The organism is Paenibacillus sp. VMFN-D1 (genome assembly GCF_003386155.1).
GTDB lineage: Bacteria > Bacillota > Bacilli > Paenibacillales > Paenibacillaceae > Paenibacillus_AQ > Paenibacillus_AQ favisporus.
The window spans coordinates 2,998,624-3,020,415 of sequence record NZ_QRDU01000001.1 but is presented as its reverse complement, the minus strand read 5'-3'; the positions used below and the strand labels follow the sequence as shown (position 1 = coordinate 3,020,415).

Annotated in this window: 22 protein-coding genes; 17 read left to right on the top strand and 5 right to left on the bottom strand. The window is 55.0% G+C overall.

The window, feature by feature from the left end; all coding sequences use genetic code 11:
- The first annotated feature begins 249 nt into the window (after positions 1-249).
- The 4 genes from C7820_RS13905 (at position 250) to C7820_RS13890 (ending at position 5,591) form a co-directional block, all read left to right on the top strand.
- Positions 250-1,854, top strand: a complete 1,605-nt coding sequence (locus C7820_RS13905; RefSeq protein ID WP_258875229.1) for a spore germination protein — start codon at positions 250-252, stop codon at positions 1,852-1,854.
- Positions 1,855-1,869: 15 nt separating this feature from the next.
- Positions 1,870-3,087: a Ger(x)C family spore germination protein gene (locus tag C7820_RS13900; RefSeq protein ID WP_181909025.1), complete on the top strand. Its 1,218-nt coding sequence runs from the start codon at positions 1,870-1,872 to the stop codon at positions 3,085-3,087.
- A 51-nt stretch (positions 3,088-3,138) separates the two neighbouring features.
- Positions 3,139-4,230, top strand: a complete 1,092-nt coding sequence (locus tag C7820_RS13895) for a GerAB/ArcD/ProY family transporter (protein ID WP_116231373.1) — start codon at positions 3,139-3,141, stop codon at positions 4,228-4,230.
- Positions 4,231-4,313: 83 nt separating this feature from the next.
- Positions 4,314-5,591, top strand: coding sequence for an erythromycin esterase family protein (locus C7820_RS13890; protein ID WP_258875228.1), 1,278 nt, complete (start codon positions 4,314-4,316; stop codon positions 5,589-5,591).
- 61 nt (positions 5,592-5,652) lie between these two features.
- Here C7820_RS13890 and C7820_RS13885 read toward each other — a convergent pair whose 3' ends face one another.
- Entirely contained in the window at positions 5,653-6,066 is a 414-nt protein-coding gene (locus C7820_RS13885; RefSeq protein WP_116231372.1) for a nuclear transport factor 2-like protein, read from the bottom strand.
- 635 nt (positions 6,067-6,701) lie between these two features.
- Here C7820_RS13885 and C7820_RS13880 point away from each other — a divergent pair.
- The 5 genes from C7820_RS13880 (at position 6,702) to C7820_RS13860 (ending at position 11,136) form a co-directional block, all read left to right on the top strand.
- Positions 6,702-7,136: a YciI family protein gene (locus C7820_RS13880; protein ID WP_089546426.1), complete on the top strand. Its 435-nt coding sequence runs from the start codon at positions 6,702-6,704 to the stop codon at positions 7,134-7,136.
- Complete coding sequence (locus C7820_RS13875) at positions 7,133-8,395, top strand: RNA polymerase sigma factor (RefSeq protein ID WP_116231371.1); 1,263 nt, start codon at positions 7,133-7,135, stop codon at positions 8,393-8,395. Before C7820_RS13880 ends, C7820_RS13875 begins: the two co-directional genes overlap by 4 nt.
- Before the next feature lie 120 nt (positions 8,396-8,515).
- Complete coding sequence (locus C7820_RS13870; RefSeq protein WP_116231370.1) at positions 8,516-8,962, top strand: YciI family protein; 447 nt, start codon at positions 8,516-8,518, stop codon at positions 8,960-8,962.
- Between the two features lie 37 nt (positions 8,963-8,999).
- The gene (locus C7820_RS13865) at positions 9,000-9,341 is read left to right on the top strand and encodes a DUF1801 domain-containing protein (RefSeq protein WP_116231369.1); all 342 of its coding nucleotides are present in this window, start codon (positions 9,000-9,002) and stop codon (positions 9,339-9,341) included.
- Between the two features lie 139 nt (positions 9,342-9,480).
- On the top strand, positions 9,481-11,136 hold the full coding sequence (locus C7820_RS13860) for an LTA synthase family protein (protein ID WP_181909024.1): 1,656 nt from the start codon (positions 9,481-9,483) through the stop codon (positions 11,134-11,136).
- Between the two features lie 113 nt (positions 11,137-11,249).
- Here C7820_RS13860 and C7820_RS13855 read toward each other — a convergent pair whose 3' ends face one another.
- The 3 genes from C7820_RS13855 to C7820_RS13845 form a co-directional block, all read right to left on the bottom strand.
- The gene (locus C7820_RS13855; RefSeq protein WP_181909023.1) at positions 11,250-11,804 is read right to left on the bottom strand and encodes a DUF2231 domain-containing protein; all 555 of its coding nucleotides are present in this window, start codon (positions 11,802-11,804) and stop codon (positions 11,250-11,252) included.
- A 103-nt stretch (positions 11,805-11,907) separates the two neighbouring features.
- Positions 11,908-12,744 carry a M56 family metallopeptidase gene (locus C7820_RS13850; RefSeq protein ID WP_116231366.1) on the bottom strand — a complete coding sequence of 279 codons (837 nt, stop codon included), beginning with the start codon at positions 12,742-12,744 and terminating at the stop codon, positions 11,908-11,910.
- Positions 12,745-12,747: 3 nt separating this feature from the next.
- Positions 12,748-13,164 (bottom strand): BlaI/MecI/CopY family transcriptional regulator, encoded by a 417-nt coding sequence (locus tag C7820_RS13845; protein WP_089546433.1) that lies wholly within the window; start codon positions 13,162-13,164, stop codon positions 12,748-12,750.
- A 218-nt stretch (positions 13,165-13,382) separates the two neighbouring features.
- Between C7820_RS13845 and C7820_RS13840 the strand changes: the two genes are divergently transcribed.
- Together C7820_RS13840 and C7820_RS13835 are read left to right on the top strand one after the other, a co-directional pair.
- Positions 13,383-14,021: a deoxynucleoside kinase gene (locus C7820_RS13840; RefSeq protein ID WP_116231365.1), complete on the top strand. Its 639-nt coding sequence runs from the start codon at positions 13,383-13,385 to the stop codon at positions 14,019-14,021.
- Positions 14,008-14,661: a deoxynucleoside kinase gene (locus C7820_RS13835; protein WP_116231364.1), complete on the top strand. Its 654-nt coding sequence runs from the start codon at positions 14,008-14,010 to the stop codon at positions 14,659-14,661. The genes C7820_RS13840 and C7820_RS13835 overlap by 14 nt, the downstream gene beginning before the upstream one ends.
- Before the next feature lie 87 nt (positions 14,662-14,748).
- Here C7820_RS13835 and C7820_RS13830 read toward each other — a convergent pair whose 3' ends face one another.
- Positions 14,749-15,246 (bottom strand): RDD family protein, encoded by a 498-nt coding sequence (locus tag C7820_RS13830; RefSeq protein ID WP_116231363.1) that lies wholly within the window; start codon positions 15,244-15,246, stop codon positions 14,749-14,751.
- A 242-nt stretch (positions 15,247-15,488) separates the two neighbouring features.
- Between C7820_RS13830 and C7820_RS13825 the strand changes: the two genes are divergently transcribed.
- The 6 genes from C7820_RS13825 (at position 15,489) to C7820_RS13800 (ending at position 21,382) form a co-directional block, all read left to right on the top strand.
- Positions 15,489-16,589 carry an amidohydrolase/deacetylase family metallohydrolase gene (locus tag C7820_RS13825; RefSeq protein WP_116231362.1) on the top strand — a complete coding sequence of 367 codons (1,101 nt, stop codon included), beginning with the start codon at positions 15,489-15,491 and terminating at the stop codon, positions 16,587-16,589.
- Complete coding sequence (locus tag C7820_RS13820) at positions 16,567-17,670, top strand: DgaE family pyridoxal phosphate-dependent ammonia lyase (protein ID WP_116231361.1); 1,104 nt, start codon at positions 16,567-16,569, stop codon at positions 17,668-17,670. The genes C7820_RS13825 and C7820_RS13820 overlap by 23 nt, the downstream gene beginning before the upstream one ends.
- Position 17,671: 1 nt before the next feature.
- Positions 17,672-18,427: a 2-dehydro-3-deoxy-phosphogluconate aldolase gene (dagF, locus tag C7820_RS13815; RefSeq protein WP_116231360.1), complete on the top strand. Its 756-nt coding sequence runs from the start codon at positions 17,672-17,674 to the stop codon at positions 18,425-18,427.
- On the top strand, positions 18,420-19,436 hold the full coding sequence (locus tag C7820_RS13810; RefSeq protein WP_116231359.1) for a sugar kinase: 1,017 nt from the start codon (positions 18,420-18,422) through the stop codon (positions 19,434-19,436). The genes dagF and C7820_RS13810 overlap by 8 nt, the downstream gene beginning before the upstream one ends.
- Positions 19,437-19,446: 10 nt before the next feature.
- Positions 19,447-20,160 carry a GntR family transcriptional regulator gene (locus C7820_RS13805; RefSeq protein ID WP_116231358.1) on the top strand — a complete coding sequence of 238 codons (714 nt, stop codon included), beginning with the start codon at positions 19,447-19,449 and terminating at the stop codon, positions 20,158-20,160.
- Between the two features lie 184 nt (positions 20,161-20,344).
- Entirely contained in the window at positions 20,345-21,382 is a 1,038-nt protein-coding gene (locus C7820_RS13800) for a LacI family DNA-binding transcriptional regulator (protein WP_116231357.1), read from the top strand.
- The last annotated feature ends 410 nt before the right edge of the window (positions 21,383-21,792 follow it).

Here is a 21,792-nt window from a genome sequence, read left to right as displayed (position 1 = left end):
GGATCTTTGCTTACATAACGACAGAACTGAAGCGTGATTCTAAGCTTTAACAACGAGGGCATGATTCGTCATCGGGTCGGCCCAAATCATCGAGGTAAAAATGCACACAATGACCGTGGCCGCTCCCGTTATAGGGGGCGGTTTTGCGTTTTCGGATATCGGAGGTGTTACCGGGCAAGGGAACCTGATGCATAAAAAACAGGGGAAACAGCAAAATAATGGTAATCATTTCTCGAAGGAGTTTTCCCATTGTTTATTCAGCGGCTGAAAAAGTTTCTGTATACCTATCCCCGGCCTGAGCGGGAGCAAGAACATCAGGATTCTCCTAAGGGGAAGCCCCTGAGCAAAGAACTATCCGACAGTCTAGAGCTGCTCCAACAATCCATGGGCAAAAATACGGATTTTGTCATCCATCATCTCGCAGCCGATCAAGAATCGGACTATAAAGTCATCGTCAGCTATATCGACGGCCTGGTAGATTCGCTGCTCCTTTCCAAATTGCTGGAAAACCTGAACCGCTTGAAGTTAGATAATTTGCTTCGGGCGGACAAGGCATCTGCCGATTGGCTCAAAAACCAGCTGGCCATGGGGAATGTTCGGGTCATCTGCACGCAGGAAGATTTAATCCATTCGGTCCTGGACGGGAGGGCAGTTATTGTCGTTCAAGGCATGCGGGAAGCTTTCGCCGTCTATATCGATGGAGGTTCCCGGCGATCCGTAGAGGAGCCTTCCTCCCAGACGGTGATCCGGGGCCCGAAAGAAGGGTTTACGGAAGATATCACGACCAATATCGCCCTGCTCCGGCGAAAAATCAAATCCCCGCACTTGACCATTGAATCCCATGTCATCGGAACCTATACGCGCACCAACGTATCCATCGCCTATATCGAAGGGATCGCAAACCCGGAGGTCGTCAAGGAAATGACATTGCGGATCCAGAGTATTGAAATCGACGGGATTCTGGAGAGCGGGTACATTGAAGAAATGATACAGGACGGCGTTCAGTCGCCCTTCCCAACTATATATAATACCGAGCGGCCCGACACGGTCGCCGGCGGGCTGCTGGAGGGACTGGTCGCCGTCTTTGTGGACGGCACGCCTTTTGTTTTAGTGGCTCCCGTCACTTTTTACCGTTTCCTGACCTCCAGCGAAGATTATTATCAACGATTCGATATTTCTTCCTTTCTTCGCATTGTCCGGATGATCTCGTTTTTCACCGCCCTGCTTCTCCCATCGATTTTTATTTCCTTAACCACCTTCCATCAGGAACTGCTTCCCATGCCGCTTTTGATTTCATTGGCCGCACAGCGGGAAATTACGCCGCTGCCGACGCTGGTCGAAGCGCTGCTGATGGAGCTGACCTTTGAAGTCATTCGTGAAGCAGGCGTCCGGATGCCGAGAGCGATCGGCCCGGCCATTTCTATCGTCGGCGCATTAGTGCTCGGTCAGGCCGCGGTCCAGGCGGGACTGGTATCGGCAGCCGTCGTGATTGTCGTCTCCTTTACAGCGATTTCCAATTTTGCACTTCCGGCGATTAACTTTGCTTCGTCCGTCCGCCTGCTCCGATTTGTACTGATGATATTTTCCGGAAGCTTCGGGCTGGTCGGTGTGCTTGGGGTATTGATTCCGCTGATGGCGCATCTGGCCTCACTCGAATCGTTTGGCGTACCTTATCTCATGCCGTCATCGCCTTTTAACAAAACGAACCAAAAGGACCAGATGATTCGGGCGCCCTGGTGGAAGCTGCGCACGCGTCCAGTAGGCATCGGGGACCAGAACCGGATGCGCCAGCCCAAAGACAAGAAGTCGTTCGCAGAACGTGAGGTCGGGCGTCCAAGGGATCCATTGGCCTAGGAAGGGGGGATGGAGATGAAGAGAGGGATTGCCTGCTTGGTGCTGTTGGCTTGCCTGCTGCTTACGACAGGCTGCTGGAACCGGGCTGAGCTGAACGATCTGAGAATTACGGTAGCCGGCGGCATCGACCGAGTAGGGGACAAATGGGAAATCAGCTATCAGACGATCATCCCGTCCTCCATGGCCTCCGGTACGGGCGGCTCGGCAGGGATGGGCTCACAGCCGGCCATTTATGTGTTTTCCATGGTTTCCGATACCATTTTCGGCGCCCGAATGAAGAGTAATTTGGAAGCCTCCCGAAAGCTGTATGTCGCTCACGCCAAAGTGATTGTGGTCGGCAGGGAAGCGGCAGAGAGGGGGCTTGGCGAGCTGGTTGATTTGTTCCTGCGAAATTCGGAATCGCGTGAAAGCGTAGAGCTGCTGATCACCGACGGTACGGCGAAGGATCTGCTGAAGAAAATGGTTCCTCCCGAAAAGCTGCCGGGTGCGAGCTACAGCGATATTATGGGAAAAGAATCAAAATTCATATCGATTTTTCCGAAAAAAACGATCTTTGATTTGGCGCTCAGCCTGCATTCGGATGCCAAAAGCATCGGCATACCGGTAGCTACTTTTGTGGGTGAGGATACGGAGGAGAACAAGGCAAAACTGCATTCGCTCGATGTCCTCAAAGATACCTCCCCTCCGCTTTCCTTGAGGCTGACCCGCCTTGGTGTATTCAGCGGGGACCGGTTGGCGGGATATCTGAGCGGCAGAGAAAGCATGGGACTGTCGTGGCTGACCGATCAAGTGAAGGGGACCGAGCTATCCTTTCCTTGTCCCCAAGCGAAAAACAAGCATAATTCGATCATCATCACCTCTGCGAAAACGAAGCTCAGGCCCGTCCATGCCGGCACGCATTATACGATGCTGGTCAGCGTCAAGCTGAACGGGAATTTGATGGAATCCACGTGCAACAAGGACTTGTCCAAACCGGAGGTCATCCGTGAAATGGAGAGGAGCATCGAAGCGGAAGTCCGCGACCAGATGTTTACCGGTTGGGATGCCGTGCGGCAGATGGGGATTGACGTGACCGGCTACGCCGACATTATCCACCGCAGTTTTCCTAAGGAGTGGAGGAAGATGCAGACCACATGGCCTGAACAATTCAAGCGCATGGATATTCAGGTTCAGGTCAAGGCAACCATCCGCCGGCCGGGCTTGATCCAGAAGACGATACAACAGATGAAATAACGTTTGCCGTAGGCAGCCCTAGAGAAACTGGGTATGCAGAAGGAGTATCCTATGATTCGAACGACCCGTGCTTCTGAAATTGCCATATCGTTATCTTTGTATGAAGTAGGAAGCACTACCCTGTTCCTGATAGGGGGAGAGGCGAAGCAGGACGCCTGGCTCGCTATGCTGCTGGGCGCCGGGGCAGGGCTGCTGCTGCTTCTGGTATATTTGCTGATGTACCGCCTTGATCCGGAAAGGGATCTGTTCGAGATGTGCCGGCATTACTTGGGCAGCATATTCGGCTGGATTGCTGCGTTTGCACTTACCGCTTATTTTGCTTATGAAGCCTCCCGAAATTTTCGCGATATCGGCGAATTGGCCATTCAAACGATGCTGAACCGGACACCGATGTCGATCATTATTTTCATTTCGGTGCTTATCGGGTCGTACATCACCTATCTTGGGCCACGGGCGGCTTTCAGACTGAGCGTGATTTATGCCTATGTCATGGCGTTCGGATATGTATTGATTTTAGTCATGGTCCCTTTGACGGGGCTGCTGCACACTAAATTTATGTTTCCTGTCCTGGAGAACGGATTCGCTCCAGTGTGGCGGGCGGCCATGCCTAACATCGTATCGTTTCCGTTCGGGCAGACGGTCCTGTTTCTGGTTTATTTTAAATATGCTCAGAAGGGCAAACATCTCGGCAGGCTCACCATCGTATCCTATCTGGCTACCGCTGTTTTTTTGACCGTTCTAAACCAGCTGGTTATTCTCGTTCTCGGTCCCGAGATTGCCACCATCGGCACGTATCCGCTGTTTATGGTCGTACAGATGATGGAGGTGGCCAACGTGATTGAGAGAGCCGACGCGCTGTTTGTCCTGCTCTTGTTCATGGGCATCGGCATGAAGGCTAATTTCTTACTGATCGGGGCAGGCATCGGCCTTCAGCGCATCACCGGAATCCGCTACAAGCTGTGGATCATCCCGCTGGCATTGACGGTATTTGGCCTCACGTATTTATCACCCACGTTTACGGAATATTTCAGGACAGGCCTCAAGCTGACCGTAGAGCAGCTGATGCCGATTACGCAGCTGGTGATTCCCGGGATACTGGTCATTGCGATGCTGATTGGCAAAAAGAAGCGGAAGCCGGCCTAGGCGAAGATTTCATCGGGAAATTCACATAATTCCGCTGCGAAGGTGGATACCCTATCCGTATCTATCCTAAAGGGGGATGAAATGTGGAACAACTGCTGCAATCGGAATCTTCAGCCCGGCGAATCCACCGCGAGGCCATGCCTTACCACAGCCCGGAAGATTTAAACCGGGTGGTCGAAGCCGCCAAGGATGCGAGGTTAGTATTGCTCGGCGAGGCTTCGCATGGGACGTCCGAATTTTATACGACCCGCGCCGAGATAACCAAACAGCTGATCGCAAGCAAGGCGATCCGGTTTATAGCTGTGGAGGGCGACTGGCCTTCCTGCTATGAAGTCAACAAGTATGTCAAGGATTTGGAGGATAACGAAGCCAAATCGGCGGCAGAGGCGCTGCGGGCATTTCACAGATGGCCGTCCTGGATGTGGGCCAACCGGGAAATGGAAGCGTTCATCGAATGGCTCAGAAGCTATAACTTGGAGCGGCCCGCCGGGGAACGGATCGGCTTTTACGGCCTCGACGTATACAGCCTTTGGGAATCCATGCAGCATATCGTCGATTATTTGAAGCAAACGGAGTCGCCTCTCCTGGATACGGCGCTGCAGGCGTTCGGCTGCTTTGAGCCTTATGGGGACGACTCGCAGTCCTATGGCATTTCCGCCGGACTGATCGGGGAAGGCTGTGAGGAGGAGATCGTGGCGCTGCTGCATGAAATGCAGCGCACCAGGCTCGGCCATCCGCAAAGCGAAGCGGAGCTGAACGCCATGATGAACACGATGGCGGCCGCCGACGCGGAGCACTATTACCGGACCATGGTCCGCGGAGGACCTGATTCCTGGAACGTCCGGGACCGTCATATGGTTCGGGCGCTCCGGCAGCTGCTCGATTATCACGGGCCGGATGCCCAGGCTGTGCTGTGGGAGCATAATACCCATATCGGGGACGCCCGCGCAACGGACATGGCGGCTGACGGCATGGTCAACGTCGGTCAGCTCGTACGTGAATATTACCGTCCGGCCCAGACGTTCAGCGTCGGCTTCGGTACCCATCACGGGCAGGTGCTGGCAGGCTCGGCCTGGGGAGCCCCCGTGGAGGTCTTGGAAGTTCCGCCCGCCATCCGGGGCAGCTGGGAAGACCTGCTGGCCCGTGCAGGCGGAGGCGAGAACATGCTATTGCTGTTCGACGCCGATGCTCAGCCGGAGCTGCGGGAGGTATTCGGTCACCGGGCGATCGGCGTCGTCTATGACCCCGGGTATGAGCTGGGGAATTACGTTCCCTCGCGTATGCCGATGCGTTACGATGCGTTCGTCTTTATCCATGAGACCCATGCCTTAGAACCGCTGGCTCTGCCGCTGATGGTTTGAAGGTTCATTGTTAAATGAACAAAAGCCGCCTGAGGATTATAGGCGGCTTATTTATCGTTTGTTATTTTGAAATGTCGATGATATAAGAAGTAATCTCCTTAATTTTTGTTTTGTTTAAACTGCTGTTGAAACGAAAAATATTACAGAAAGCGTAGCTCATATTATTTTCAAGGTTGAGAATGCCATTTAAAGAGCCGGAATATCCGTGCGTGATGATATTGCTAATGATTAACTCCGTCGGTGTTTTGTCCATCAGCTTTCTGAGCATTCCGAAAACCTGATCCTTACCTTGCAATGTATTACGGCCGATAATATTCCAATGGATATCTTCTATCGTCTTCTCATGAATAAAGTCAATATCGTTGCAAACAAAGGCAGCATTAAACGCTCTGAGGAACTCTTTTTTGGGTGCGTTTCCGCAATCTTCTCCGCAAACCATTTTCACCTGTTCGTACCGGGTATTGTCCTCTGCCATATTGATTCCCCCCTCATTCAGTTTCTATGATTTTGTTATTCGACATCGTATTTTCATACTCCTTGTTGTCTATGGAACGAAAGCGCGCCAGATCGTTTTGGAAAATTCAGGTCAGACAAGCGGCTCAAGGGATTTTCCCGGCGGCTGCTTTAGCGTGCAAAAAGAGGAATTCCCTAAGGTTCTAGGAATCGGCAGCACTCCGTGAACAGGGGAGGAAATCAGGCATACGCTGCCGAAAACAATTAGGCGTCCAAGATCCAACCTAAGGGTGATTATATCCGGAAAGGGAAGGAAGCACTGAACAGCTTGTGTTGAAAACTTTTTTTGAAGATATGTCGATCCGGGTTTCGTCCATTCGTCGTCTATATAGAAACCATAAAAAAGGAGATCATTCTCATGCACACTGTCCTTTCAAAAGACGGAACCAAGATCGCTTACGACCGGACCGGGAGGGGGCCTGCGCTCATCCTGGTGCATGTTTGAACGATCCAGACCAAAAGAAATAATAAATTTTTAAAAAAATGAAGCGCTGATGTCGATTTCAGCCTCTCCGTTCGTCGAAATGATAGAAGCTGAATTAGGGAAGCTGTGAAGAGCACGGCGGCGGCTTCATCCAATCCAAGGAGGTATAAAACATGAGATTTATGATGATCGTCAAAGCTACAACGGATTCCGAGGCGGGAGTTCTGCCAAGTCCGGAGTTAATCGAAGCCATGCACCGCTACAACGAGGAGCTGGCCAGAGCCGGCGTCCTGCTGGGAGGCGATGGCCTGCACCCGAGCTCCAGCGCAATCCGCATCTCTTATCCGGAGCCCGGCGGCAAACCGAAAGTGGTCGACGGCCCGTTCACCGAAGCCAAGGAGATGATCGCGGGATACACCCTGATCGAAGTCAAATCGAGAGAGGAAGCGATCGAGTGGGCGCTGCGGATGCCGGATCCCCACGGATTTGGCCAGGGTCAAATTGAGCTGAGACAGGTGTTTGAGGTGGAGGACCTGACGGATAATCCGGAAGCGATCGCCAAGGAGAACGCGCTGAGACAGCAGCTGGAGGAGCAAAGAAAAGCGTGACTTCATCCCAAACGCACCGGACCATTGACGCCATCTGGCGGATTGAATCCCCAAAGCTGATCGCCGGCCTGACACGAATGGTCCGGGATGTGGGCCTGGCCGAGGATTTGGCCCAGGACGCCCTGGTGATCGCCCTTCAGCGGTGGCCGGAAAGCGGCATTCCCGACAATCCCGGCGCCTGGCTGATAACGGCGGCCAAACGGCGGGCCATCGATCTGCTCCGAAGAAACAAGCTTCGGGATGAGAAGTACGCGGAGATGGCACAGACAACGGAATTGTATACCGAAGATGACCTGGAGCGGAATATGGACGGGGAGATCGGCGACGATCTCCTCCGTCTGATCTTTATGACCTGCCATCCGGTCCTGTCGCAGGATGCCAGGGTTGCGCTGACGCTTCGCCTGTTATGCGGCCTGACCACGGATGAAATCGCCCGTTCTTTTCTGACGGCAGAATCGACCATCGCCCAGCGGATCGTCCGCGCCAAACGAACCTTAAGCAGCCGCAAGGTTCCTTTTGAGGTTCCGGAAGGAGAGGAGCTGCAGGAGCGCTTGAGCGCCGTGCTTGAGGTCATCTACCTGATGTTTAATGAAGGATATTCGGCGACGACCGGAGACCATTGGCTCCGCCCGCTGCTCTGCCAGGAAGCGCTGCGGCTTGGACGCGTTCTGGCAGAGATTGCCCCGGAGGAGCCGGAGGTTCACGGATTGGTGGCTTTGATGGAAATCCAGTCCTCCCGTTTCAAGACCCGGGTCAGCGCTTCCGGCGAGCCGGTGCTGCTGATGGACCAGAATCGGGCGCAGTGGGACAGGCTGCTCATCCGCCGCGGGCTGGCGGCGCTGGAGCGGTGCCGGAAGCTGGGCCGCCCGCTCGGACCTTACGCGCTTCAGGCGGCGATATCCGCCTGTCATGCGCAGGCGCCCGCTGCAGCGGACACGGATTGGGCCCGCATCGCTGCCCTCTACGAGGCGCTCTCCAGGGTGGCGCCCTCCCCGATCGTCGAGCTGAACCGGGCAGTGGCCATTTCGATGGCCTTCGGTCCGGCATTCGGACTGCAGCTCGTCGATGAACTGATGCACGAGCCCGCCCTGACAGAGTATCACCTGCTGCCGAGCGTCCGCGGCGACCTTTTGGCCAAGCTCGGAAGGATGGACGAAGCCCGCTCCGAATTCGAACGGGCGGCCGCCATGACCCGCAACAGCCGTGAGCAGCAGCTGCTCTTGAAGCGGGCTGCGGAGTGCGGCGGTTCCGCAAATTAATTATTTTTGCTGCCGGATGTCGATGAAGGACGTCCCCATTCGTCGTCATAGCAGGTGGAAGAATGAGGAGGGCAGGAAATCGCGGCCTTCGGTCTTCCTCCAACAAGGAGGGAAACGTTCATGAGATTTATGTTGATCGTCAGGGCAAACGGGTTGTCCGAAGCAGGTATTTTACACACGCGCCGGTTCGAAGAAGGAATGGCTGAATATCGCAAGGCGCTGGCGCAGGCAGGCAAGCTCCTCGCTGCCGAGGAGCTCCAGCCCAGTTCAAGCGGGATCCGGATCCGGCTTGCCGGCCGGGACGCTAGTCCGGAGGTCTGCCCAGGTCCATTCCCGCTGGATCATCGGCTCATCGCGGGATACGTAGTCATTGAGGCGGAAACGGCGGACGAGGCGGTGGAATGGGCGATGAAGATGCCGGTACCCGCAGGCTGTGAGGGCAGCGAAGTAGACGTTCGCGAGCTCAGGGAATGGGCACAGGAAGACCGGAATCCAAGGGTGTTGGCCCTGGAAGCCGACCTGCAGGAGCAGGTCCGTATGCTGAATCAGATGCAGAAATTTTTATAAGCAACCCATCCATCGTTGACAAAGGAGCGAATTATAAATGAGTCAGGAAGTCGTCGATTATATTGAGGCGTTGAAAGAACCGTGGCAAAACGAGCTGTCCACCCGTCTGCGTGAAGTGGTCCATCAGGCCTTGCCGGACGTGAGCGAGCGCATCCAGTACAAGAAACCCCATTTTTTGAAAAATGGAAAATACGCCGCTGTCATCTCCGCCTCGAAGGATGCGGTCAGCTTTACGATCTTTAATGCGGACGGGCTGAACCTTCCGGAAGGCATGTTTGAGGGACCGGCGGAAAGAAAAACGATGAAGCTGCGCAAAGGGGACTCATTTGATGCCGGCCAGCTGTCGGCTTGGCTCAGCCAGGCTGCCGAAACGCTGTAAATGTTATCCTTAGACCCGACACGATATGGAAATCCAAACCCTTGAATGCCAAGGGTTTTTTTGTTTTTTTTCGCAGAACCGGGAATCATTCGGGCAGGATGGGACACCCTATAACAGGTCCAGGATTGACCGCCATATTATGCTTCTTGGAGTGGTTAAAGAGCTGATGAACCGATTCAAGTCTCGTTATGCCCGTTATATTGCCGCCGCCCTGTCGACTGCATTGATTGCAGGCGCGGTCCTGCTCTACCGGAACCTTCCGGGCCAGCTGCAGCCCGAAACCAAACCGCATTCGATGACACAAAAAGTGGCTAAGCCTCAGCGCGAAAAAACGATTCCCGAAAAACTCGAGGAGCTCGACCGGACTTATCCGTTTGGGGAGCCTCCCGCGGGCAGTACCAGATCCTATTGGGGGGCCGGAAAGGGCAAAAATCTCATTATCGTTCAGCTGGAATCCTTTCAAAATTTTGTGCTGAATGCGTCGATTCATGGGGAGCAGGTAGCACCGGTTATGAAAAAGCTGTCCAAAGAAAGCTTGTATTTTCCATACATATTCCAGCAAATCGGAGTAGGCAATACGTCAGACGCCGAGTTTGCCGCCAGCACGTCGATCTACCCCATCGGGTTTTCGGCCATGTCTACTACGTATGCCGACCGAAAGCTGCCGAGCCTTGCCAAGCTGATGGGCAGGAATAATTACGTTACGGCGACGTTCCATGTCAATGATGTGACCTTCTGGAACCGGGACCAAATGTATCCGGCGCTGGGGTTTCACGCGTATTATGACAAGCCCTATTTCAGCAAGGTCAAATTCAGCCGGTTCGGGGCGTCGGATGAGGAATTGTTCCGGGTCGGTATCCGTAAAATGAAAACGATGCGAAAGCTGGACAAGCGGTTCTACGCCCAATTCGTCACCGTGACGAGCCATTCCCCCTATAAAATTAAAGAAACCGACAAGCGTCTTCATCTTCCCGACGACTTCGCCGATCGGCGCCTCGGGGACTACTTGACGGCCGTTAACTATACCGATTATGCCTTGGGGACTTTTATCGACAAGCTGAAAAGATCGGGGCTCTGGGATACCAGCGTAGTCGTGATCTATGGAGACCATTTCGGCCTTCACAAAAGGTATCATCGCCCCGCAACCGTCAGCAAAGCGCTCGGCATTCCGTACCATAAGCACATCAGCACGTACAACGTGCCGCTGATCATCCACCTGCCCGGCCAGCACGAAGGCAAGAGGATCGAGCGGACCGGTGGGCAAATCGATATTTTGCCCACTGTGGCCAATGTGATGGGCATTGATTTGAAACAGGAGAAGTTTACCGCATTCGGCCACGATTTGGCCAACGTTGATCACAATATTGTCGGATCGCGGTATTACATGCCGGCCGGCTCCTTTTTTAATGACGATATTGTGTTTGTCGCTGGAAAAAACGGATTTGAGGACGGAAAAGCATACGATCTCCGAACGCTGCTGCCGGTGCAGAACGTCGAGCGGTACCGACCGGACTTTGAATTTATTCAAAAGCGGATGGGGCTGTCGGACCGGTACGTGAAGCGTCTGCCCGCCAGGCCCGGCGTCAAGCTGGAATCCCAGTCGAAGCAGGAGCCTGCGGGGGCCAAAGCGCCGCCTAAAGCGGAAACCGGGCCGGGAGCAAAGCCGGTTGAAAAGCAGGCGGGCAATGATGGGCCAGCCGGCCCCCGTTCCAAGCCGAGTCCAAACGGAAAAGTGGGGAAGGACGGAAGCAAAGAGCGCATCAAGCAGCCAGCATCGGATCATCCGGCACGGTGAGCGGATCATTCAACGGCATGGATCGTCATACCAAAAAACAGCGGCCCCAACCGGATGTACCGGGGACCGCTGTTTTGCCGTTAAGGGGAGTGCAGCCTGGCGGAAATAGGAACTTACTCCGCCGAATCCGATCCGGAAGCGCCGGAGCTTCCTTCTGCCGGCGGCTGGCCGCCCTGGTCCCCGGGCACACCCTGCCCGCCCGGCATCCCGGCTGAGGCTCCTTGGCCTTGACCGCCGCCCATCTGCCCTTGAGGGAACTGCCCGGGCTCGAACGGACGGTGCACCATCTCTCCTCCGAGGTGAGCGGTATACATCACCAGGACGACGGCTGCGAGGGTCACCACGAGGTACAGCGGGTTTCTGCCGATATCCCGCTTTTTCCAGAGCCCAATCGCTCCGCGGACGATGCACAGCGCGATCGCCAAATACATCGTATAGACGCCGTACATTGCATGAGTTTCCACGTTCGGATTGCGCATCATTTTCGGTCCGGTCAGTACCGCAGCGACCGTGCTGACCGTGCCGATGATGAGGCAGATGAGGGCTGCGGAATGCCACTCCCGTTTTTTCCAGATCAGTGCAGCCAGATCAAACAGCAAGCTGAACAGCAGGAGCACGATCGGAAAATGCGTAATGATAAAATGCTTGTTATCCCATAAATAATTCATCACCATTCCTCCTCAAGATCAATTAACACTACATAACGTAGTTTTAAATTTGCGAAAAAACGCCGCTGCCTGATATGAAACGGCAAGGCGTTGTTTTACCGCATTATCCAATGCCAAATACGACGAATACGAATGCGATCAGTGAGACGATGCAGGGGATGAGCGGCGGACGCAGCGGCGGCTTAAAGTGCGGATCCACCAGCAGCTTCAAGCGCAGATTGATCGCATTGTCGGCAAACGACGCGCTGCTCGGTACCAGCGTGGCGGATGTCCCCCGCTTCAGCATCACGAGCAGGGCACTGCCAAGATCTGCGACGCTCCCGGTGGCGCGAACGGCCTGCCGGTCGGCCATCAGCTCGATCAGCATCTTGTATTTGCCGATCAGCCAGCGGTAGATCGGTATGTACCAGAACGTGGTGCCGACCAGCGTCAGCAGAAAAATTTTAAGCGGATGCCTCTCGCTCAAATGGTACTTCTCGTGAGCCATGACGGCCGCAAGTTCATTCTCGCTCAGCTCGCATATGAGGCCTGTCGACAGGACGATGCGGGGCCGCAGCAGTCCCACCGTCATGGCTACCTGATCCGGATGATCGATCACAGTTAAAGCTTGGGGACCAAGACCGTGCTCTTCGCCGATCGCCTGCGATAAGTCGGGATCCAGGCAGCGGTGCAGAAGCTTCCTCCAGCGGAACGAAGCGATGCCTTCCCGGAGCCAGACGGCAAGCGACAGCAGGAGCGAGGTAAGCAGCAAAAACAGCATGACATTGATCCGGACCGGGAACCCGATGAACCGCAAAAATTCAATGCAGACATTAAAGAGGTTCGCCGGCATACGGACATGGAAAATAAACTGAACCACAAACAGCGTCATCTGCACGTAGACCAAGCCGGCCGTCAGCATGACAAAGGCGAGCATCCCTTTCGATCGCTTTTCCCACATGGCTTACCGATCCTTTTTCCATTGTTTGATTTGCTTCTCCAGCTGGTCGAGCAGGTCGGGGTCCACCTGTTCCATCGCATCGATCATATGGGCGACGGCCCGGGAACCGAACTCCTTAACCAGATCGTAGGACAGCTCTTTCGATTGTTCCTCCAGAAACTGCTCCTTCGTCAGAACGGGGCTGTACACGTAAGATTTCCCCTGAAGCTTCTTCTGCAGAATCCCCTTGTCAACAAGCCGGTTCATGACCGTCATGATCGTGTTGAAGCTCATGGGCTTGTCTTCGCTGATCTTGGCGTTCACTTCCTTGATGGTCACCGCCTCCAGGCGGCTCCAGATCACGTCCATGACCTTGGCTTCAAGCGGGCCGAAGAATCGCTCCAATCCCCGTCCTTGATAATTGAACTTGTTCATCTTCATACAGCGCACTCCCTTTACACTACAAATTATAGTGTTATGTCGGCATGCCCGTCAACCAGGACCGGAGCACTGGCTCTCCAGGCCTTCAACGCCTGCATAACCTGTGCAGCTAAAGGATATGATTTCAAGAAAAGTTCTTCTAGCAAACGGACGATGCTGTGATACAATAGGTAAGTCGTTTTTTTTTGGCATACCGTAGGGAGGGAGTCACACCATTCATGAAACAGGTGCCGTTTATCGCCGTGGAAGGGCCCATTGGAGCGGGGAAAACCACGCTGGCTGCGATGCTGGCTAACAGACTGGGCTTTCCGGTGGTGAAGGAAATTGTGGAGGAAAATCCGTTCATCGAGTCATTTTACGAGAATATGGAGGACTGGAGCTTTCAGCTCGAAATGTTCTTTTTGTGCAGCCGGTACAAGCAGCTCACCCATACGGTGAACGGCTATATCGGCAAGGGACAACCGGTGATCTCCGATTATCATATGTATAAAAATTTAATTTTCAGCGAAAGAACGCTGCACGGCGTCGAGCGGGAGAAGTACCGGCAAATCTACCAGGTGCTGACCGGCGATCTGACAAAGCCGAACGTCATTATTTATATCAGGGCCAGCCTGGATACGCTGCTGCAGCGGATCGCCCGGCGGGGCCGCCCTTTTGAAGAAGGAATGGATCCCGCCTATCTCAAGCAGCTGATCGAAGACTATGATGCCGCGATGGGCAAGCTCAGTGAAGGCACAGATGGTTCATCGACGGTGCTGCTGACGATTAATGGGGACGAAGTTGATTTCGTCAAGAATGAGGAACAATTTGAAACGATAGCCTCGCAAATAAAGGAGCTTGTGTATGAATCCATATAATATCCCGGATAATGCGGTCATTACGGTGGCGGGCACGGTGGGTGTCGGCAAATCGACGCTGACGGCGGCGCTGGCCGGTTCGCTCGGCTTTAAAACCTCGCTGGAGCAGGTGGACGACAATCCATACCTGGAGAAGTTCTACCACGATTTTGAGCGCTGGAGCTTCCATCTTCAAATCTATTTCCTGGCCGAGCGGTTTAAAGAGCAGAAGCGGATGTTCGAACTCGGCGGTGGCTTTGTCCAGGACCGTTCCATCTATGAGGATACCGGCATTTTCGCCAAAATGCATGCGGATAAAGGGACGATGTCGGAAACGGACTTCCGTACATATACCAGCCTCTTCGAGGCGATGGTAATGACGCCTTATTTTCCGCATCCCGACGTTCTGATCTATATCGAAGGGAGCCTGCCGTCCATTCTGTCCCGAATCCGGGAACGCGGCCGTGAGATGGAAATCCAGACCGACGTGTCTTATTGGGAAGAAATGCATGAACGGTATACGGTCTGGATTAACGGATTTCATGCCTGCCCGGTGCTGCGCCTGAACATCGAGGATTATGATGTGCACGACGAGCGGTCCATGTCCGACATTTTGACGCAGGTGGGCCGAACGATCGCAAGCGCGCCAGCAAAAATATAACGATTAAGGAAGACGGATCATGCCGATGGGCGTGGTCCGTTTTTTAGATTATGAACGATCAGCGGAGCTGTCCAGCTCTGTCAACGGTTAACGGACGAAAGTACCGGCGGGAACATCATGAAGCGCTCGTCTCCCCCGGTTTAGCAGCAGGAACACGATATACAGCAGGATCATTCCGTTCGGGATCAGAACCAATGCGGGATACGGCGGCTCCGGGACGTTCCACCATGGGTCCGGAACCAGAACGATCAGATGGGTCAGCTCCCACGGCAGCAGCTTGAAGCAGGTCCGGCCGGCGGCCTGGATGAAGGAAATGCGCCCTCCGTCCCTACGGGTCACCGAGAGCCGCAGCAGCTTTTTGCCTAACGTCGCGCCGAAAAAATACTCCGACACGATAAAATACAACCACACGGGGAAGGACATGGTGGCGAGCACCCAGCATTCGATCTGATAGCCTTTGACCAGCCTGTCAAACGGGAATCCTCCGGTCAGATGATAGGCCGCCAGCTGGAGACCGACGAGCACAAGCGCAAGCATGATAAAATCCAGCCCGTAGGCGGTAAGTCTTACCAAGGTCAGCTTCATGGCCGTTTCCCCTTTCCGTATCGTACGGAGCTGATGATGGCGGTTCTGCTTCTTCCGATGTACGTCGAATGCGGTTTGTCTAATCCTATTATCTATGACGGCGGGCTGCGGATCTACAACCTTTCATGCTGATTTTTTGGATAACGTCGCTTCCTTGAAACATTATAACGTTATATTTACTTGTGAGTGGTTCCATGCTATCTTAAACATTATAACGTTATAATAAAAAGACAGGTGATGACATGGAACAAACGACCGTACTCCGCCAAGTGAAGCTTGTAAGCGGAGAAGAGATCGACATCGTCATAACCAAGGGCGTCATCACCGGCATAACGGCTGCCGGCGAGGGAAAAGGCGAAGCGGTATGGGACGGCCGGGGCACTTACGTGTCGAGCGGCTGGATCGATATGCACGTCCACGCCTTTCCCGAATTTGACCCTTACGGCGATGACATTGACGAAATCGGCGTCAAGCAGGGCGTCACGACGATCGTCGACGCGGGAAGCTGCGGGGCCGACCGGATCGCCGATCTGGCCGCCAGCGGACGTGCAGCCAAGACGAATCTGCTCGCCTTCATGAACATTTCGCGGATCGGCTTGCAGCGGGTGGATGAGCTGTCCCGGCTGGAATGGATCGACCGCGGCAAAGCGATCGAGGCGGTGCAGGCGTATCCGGAGCTGATCGTCGGGCTGAAGGCGCGCATCAGCCGGAGCGTTGTCAAGGAGAGCGGGCTCGAGCCGCTGCGCCTTGTCCGGGGCTTGTCGGCCGATACCGGCCTGCCGCTGATGGTGCATATCGGCTCGGCGCCGCCGGATATCCGGGACGTGATTCCCCTTCTGGAGAAGGGCGACATCATCACCCATTATTTAAACGGCAAGAGCAACAATCTGTTTGACGCGGACGGCCGTCCGCTGAACGTGCTCACCGATGCCGTGCGGCGCGGCGTCCATCTGGATGTTGGGCATGGGACGGCAAGCTTTTCCTTCCGGGTGGCTGAAGACGCGAAACGGCACGGCATTCATCCGGATACGATCAGCACGGATATTTACCGGGGCAACCGGCTGAACGGTCCGGTATACAGCTTGGCAAATGTACTTTCCAAGTTCCTCAGCCTGGGGTATTCTCTAGAGGAAACGATCAGCAGGGTCACGGTCCGTGCGGCGCAGTGGCTTGGCAGACCCGAGCTCGGGCGGATACAGGTCGGGGATGCGGCGAATTTGAGCCTCTTTACGGTGAGCGGCGAATCCGCGCAGCTTGTAGATTCCGAGGGTGTGCACAGAACGGCCGAGCAAGTCATTACTACCAAAGGAGTGGTCATTCATGGGGAATTCATTATTTTCTAAGTATGGGCTCAAGCGGGTCATCAATGCCAGCGGACGGATGAGCATTCTCGGCGTGTCCGCGCCGACGGACACGGTCATGGAAGCGATGAAGCAGGGCGGGCAGAGCTATGTGGAAATCGCCGACCTGGTGGATAAGGCGGGCGATTACATTGCCGGAGTTCTCGGCTCGGAGGCTGCGGTCATCGTCAACTCGGCGTCCAGCGGCATCGCCTTGTCGGTGGCCGGTATCGTTACGCAGGGAAACCGCCGCCGGAGCGAACAGCTGCATAAAGAGCCAATCGCGAAAAACGAAATTATCATTCTTAAAGGTCATAACGTGCAGTACGGCGCTCCGGTGGAAACGATGGTCTACCTCGGCGGAGGCAAGCTGGTCGAGGTCGGATATGCCAATGAGGGGCGCACGGAGCATATCGAAGACGCGGTGACGGACAAGACGGCTGCCATCTTGTACGTAAAATCGCATCATGCCGTACAAAAGAACATGATCTCTGTTGAAGAAGCGTGGGAAGCCGCCAAGCGGGCAGGCGTCCCGCTGATCGTCGACGCTGCGGCGGAAGAAGACCTCCAGAAGTACGTGAAGTGCTCGGATCTGGCCATTTACAGCGGCTCCAAGGCGATCGAAGGACCGACCTCCGGCATTGTGGCCGGTAAACGGGAATATATCGAGTGGGTGAAGGTCCAGCTGCACGGTATCGGACGAAGCATGAAGGTGGGCAAGGAAACGTCGTTCGGCCTGCTGCAGGCGCTGGACGAATATAGGGTCAAAGTCGACCGGAGCGAAGAGGAGAAGGCTTCGCTGCAGGCGCTGATGCCGCTGAACGACATTCCCGGGGTCCGGGTAACGATCGTGCAGGATGAGGCCGGCCGTGCCATTTACCGGGCGCGGGTGCAGATCGATCCGCAGCAGGCGGGAACGACCGCCAAGGATGTGAACTACGGCTTGAGGCAGGGTGCCATCGCGATATATACCCGGGATTACGGCGTAAAACAGGGGTATTTTGACATCGATCCAAGGCCGTTGATGGGCGATGATATGACGGTGATTGAATCGCGAATCCGTGAATTGACAGGAGGAAAATAAAATGTCCCACATAGAGAAAAGATGGTACAAGGGCCGCGTCGCCCTGAACGTGCTGGCGAAGGATATCGCCAACGCCAAGGAGATTTTTGAAGCGGCCGAAGGCCATGTGCTTGTCGGCGTCCTGTCGAAGAACTACGCCAGCGTGGAAGAAGCTGTGGCGGCGATGAAGCAGTACGGCGAGGCGATCGACGAGGCGGTGTCGATCGGGCTTGGGGCCGGGGACAACCGCCAGGCCGCGGTGGTGGCAGAGATCGCCAAGCATTATCCCGGCAGCCACATCAATCAGGTTTTCCCGGCGGTCGGCGCGACCCGGGCGAACCTCGGGGCGAAGGACAGCTGGATCAACAGCCTTGTATCGCCATGCGGCCGTCCGGGCTATGTTAACATTTCGACCGGCCCGTTCAGTGCGGCGCAGTCCGAGCCCGCCATCATTCCCGTAGCGGCAGCAATCGCGCTGGTGCGTGATATGGGCGGGAATGCGCTCAAGTATTTCCCGATGCAGGGGCTTTCGCGCGAGGATGAGTACCGTGAAGTCGTGAAGGCATGCGCCGCGGAAGGCTTTGCCCTGGAGCCGACCGGCGGCATCGACATGGACAATTTCGAAGCTATTCTCCGCATTGCGCTGGAAGGCGGCGTGCCGCAGGTCATTCCGCATGTGTATTCTTCCATCATCGACAAAGATACAGGCAATACCAACATCATGCACGTCCGGACGCTGACCGGAATCATGAAGAAGCTGGCGGACGATTATGCCTAAGCGCATCGCGGCTTTCGGGGAAGTGATGATGCGCCTGACGGTTCCGGGAGTTGAACTGCTGTCCCAGTCCGGGACGCTGCATTACACGTTCTCCGGCACCGGAGTCAACGTGGCTTCCGCGCTGTCTCGTATGGGCCACGAAGGGATGCTTGTGACCCGCCTGCCGGACAATCCGTTGGGCGATGCGGCGGCAGCCTATCTCCGCAAGCTCGGCATCGGCCTCTCCTTTGCCGGCCGCGGTGGAAAGTACCTCGGGATGTACTTTCTCGAGAACGGCTTTGGTGTCCGGCCGAGCCGGGTCACGTATACGAACCGGCTGGAGAGCAGCTTTAACACCGCTCCGGTAGGAACGTACGATTTCGCCGATATTGCAAGCCGAGTGGACGCCGTTCACTTCTGCGGGATCGCCTTGGCCATGAACGACGGGGTGCGCGCCCATATGAAGGCGCTCGCCCGGGCGGTGAAGCAGCAGGGCGGCACGGTCATTTTTGACTGCAACTACCGTCCTTCCCTGTGGGGGGAAGACGGATATGACCAGGCAAGACCGCATTACGAGGAGATGCTCCGCCTGTCGGACGTCGTCCTGATGAACGAGCGGGACGCCATGCTGACGCTTGGCCTCCATACGGAGAAGGAGGCGCGCCGGGAGCAGCTGGAAGAGCTGATCCCGCAGGCCGCGCGGACGTTCGGCATCCGCACGGTCGCCGGGACCCACCGCTTCGTGAACGGCGACAATTCCCATTCGCTGCAAGGATTTATGTTCACCAGCGGACAATTTGCGTTTTCGGACCTGCTGACGTTCGCCGTCTATGATAGAATAGGGGCTGGAGATGCTTTTGCCAGCGGAATCATCCATGGCGAGCTGGAAGGTCTGCCGCCGGAGACGACGGTGCGTTATGCGGCGGCCGCAGGCATGCTGGCCCATACGGTGGCGGGCGATACGCCGATGTCCACCGCGCAGGACATTCTCAAGGCGATGACGGCATCCGCAGGTGACGTAGAAAGGTAGTGGAGCTGCTGTGAGCTTATCCCGCAAAGATAGGCCGTTGTACATACAAATCAAGCATATTTTGAAGGAACGGATTTTGCACGGCGTGTACCCCAAAGGCGAAAATATCCCTTCGGAGCCGCAGCTGGAGAAGGAATTTGCGGTCAGCAAAATTACGATCCGGGCCGCCGTTTCGGAGCTGGTCAGCGAGGGCTTTCTGGAGAAGGGCAGCGGCCGGGGAACGAAGGTTATCCGCAATACATCGGTATCCAAGCTGGCCAAGTGGAAGCATTTCACGGAAGTGCTGGTGGAGGAAGGGCATCAGATCCGGAAGCTGTGGCTTCAGGTCAAGCACGTGACCAATGACGAATCGTCCGAAGCTTGGCGGCTGCTGGGAGAGACCAGCTTACTGCTGGAACGGGTATATTTCCTGGATGACCGGCCGTACATTTATTACACGCATTATGTGACCCCGGATGCCGGCGAGGTGGATATGGACGACCTGAACGCCATGTCCCTGTATGAATGGCTCGAAGGGCGGGATATTCCCCTCGGCAATCTGCGGGATGAGTTTACGGTGGCCGTCCCTCCGGAACATGTGCAGAAGACGCTCGGCCTGGACGGGGGTACCCCGGTCCTCAAAAGGCTGCGTTACTCCTATGACGAGCTGGGCCAGGTGATCGAATACAGCATCGGTTACTATCATACCGGCCTTCAAAATTATGTGGTCACCTACGACAGATAGCGGCAGTACGGGCTGTTCCCGGAGCGGATTCATCCGTTTTTCGGAACAGCCTTTTTTGTTTTTGGTTCTTTTTTTGGCGGAACCGCCGCCGCAGAATTTTGACGCCACGCAATCGCAGGTTTATGATATGATCAATTTACGGTTGTAAAATTTGGAGCCAAAATTTGCAGAGGAGGGACTTGGATTGGCGAAGCTAAAAGATATTGCCGAACGGGTGGGCGTGTCCATTTCTACCGTATCCCGGGCGATCAGCAATGACACCAGCCGGCCGGTCAGTGAGGAAACGAAGCAGAAGATCCGGGAAGCGGCCCAAGAGCTGGGGTACAAATGGCACGGATCGCCGAAAGGCGCGCCGCAGCAGGTTGTCGAGACCAAGCGGATCGCCTGTATCGTTCCCCAGCATCTGATGGACGATCATCCGTATTTCTCCAAGGTGCTGGCCGGCTTCCATGAAAAGATGGAAGAGATGGGACAGCCCCCGGCGATGGTCCGTACATCGGAGGAAGTGTCGGATGCCGAGAGGCTGAAGCAGATGCTGAGGGAAACCGGGGCGCAGGGCGTCGTGGCCATCAGCTGGTATGACGAGGAGCTGTTCGGGCTGATTCAGAAGGAAGGGATCGCCATCCTGGGCGTGAGTCTGAACGATGACAGGCTGTCGGTGCCCGTCGTGGACTGCGACCGGATCTTCTCCTCACGGGCGGCCGTGCGCCACTTGATCGAACAGGGACATACGCGGATCGGATTTGTTGGTGGTCCTGCCTATTCCAGGCAGATGGAGAGCGAGGAGCGTTTTGTCGGGTACAAATTCGCCATGCTGGAGGAGGGACTTGCCCTGCGCCAGGACTGGCTGATCAATACGGGCTGGAACGTGGACCGCAGCTACAGCGGGGTGAGCGATTTGCTGAGCCGGCTTCCGAAAACGGAATGGCCGACGGCGATCTTCTGCGCCAGCGACATGCTGGCGATCCCGGCGATGCGGGCCGTTGTGGAGCATGAAGGCCGGATCCCGCAGGATATCGCGATCGTCGGCATGGACAATATTGATGTCGCCCAATATACAACGCCTCCGTTAACTTCAGTTTCGGTGCCAAAGCACGAAATCGGACGGGTTGCCGCCAAATCGATTGTCGACTATTTGGACGGGCACTATCCGGCAGGGACCAAGATTTTGCTGTCCTGTGCATTGATCGTCAGAGAGTCGTCCAGTTACAGCAGAAAATAACTTTATATGTTCGATAATATTACATAATAATAACGCATTTTTGAGAGCAGCATCGGCTGGGAGCAGATTCCGGCGGATGCTTTTTTGCATTTTTAAGCAAAATTTGAGCGGTTTTGAAACCAAAACAATCCAAAATAATGTTTGACATCCCCAAAAAGCTATATTATGATGAGGAAAAATTAAACAACGTTTGGATTGGTTTTCATCCTTTTGGAGTGATCGAAATCCAAACTTCCCGCGAACCGCATGCTATATGATTGCGTTTTCATTTACTTTAAATAAAGGAATTATGAAAATGAGGTCATTCCTCCCTTTAACTATAACTCCCCGGGATACCCCGGTTTTGTCTTATAGATGATTGTTTATATCCAAAATCAATCCAAATCAAATCCGAATTTTTATCCAAAATT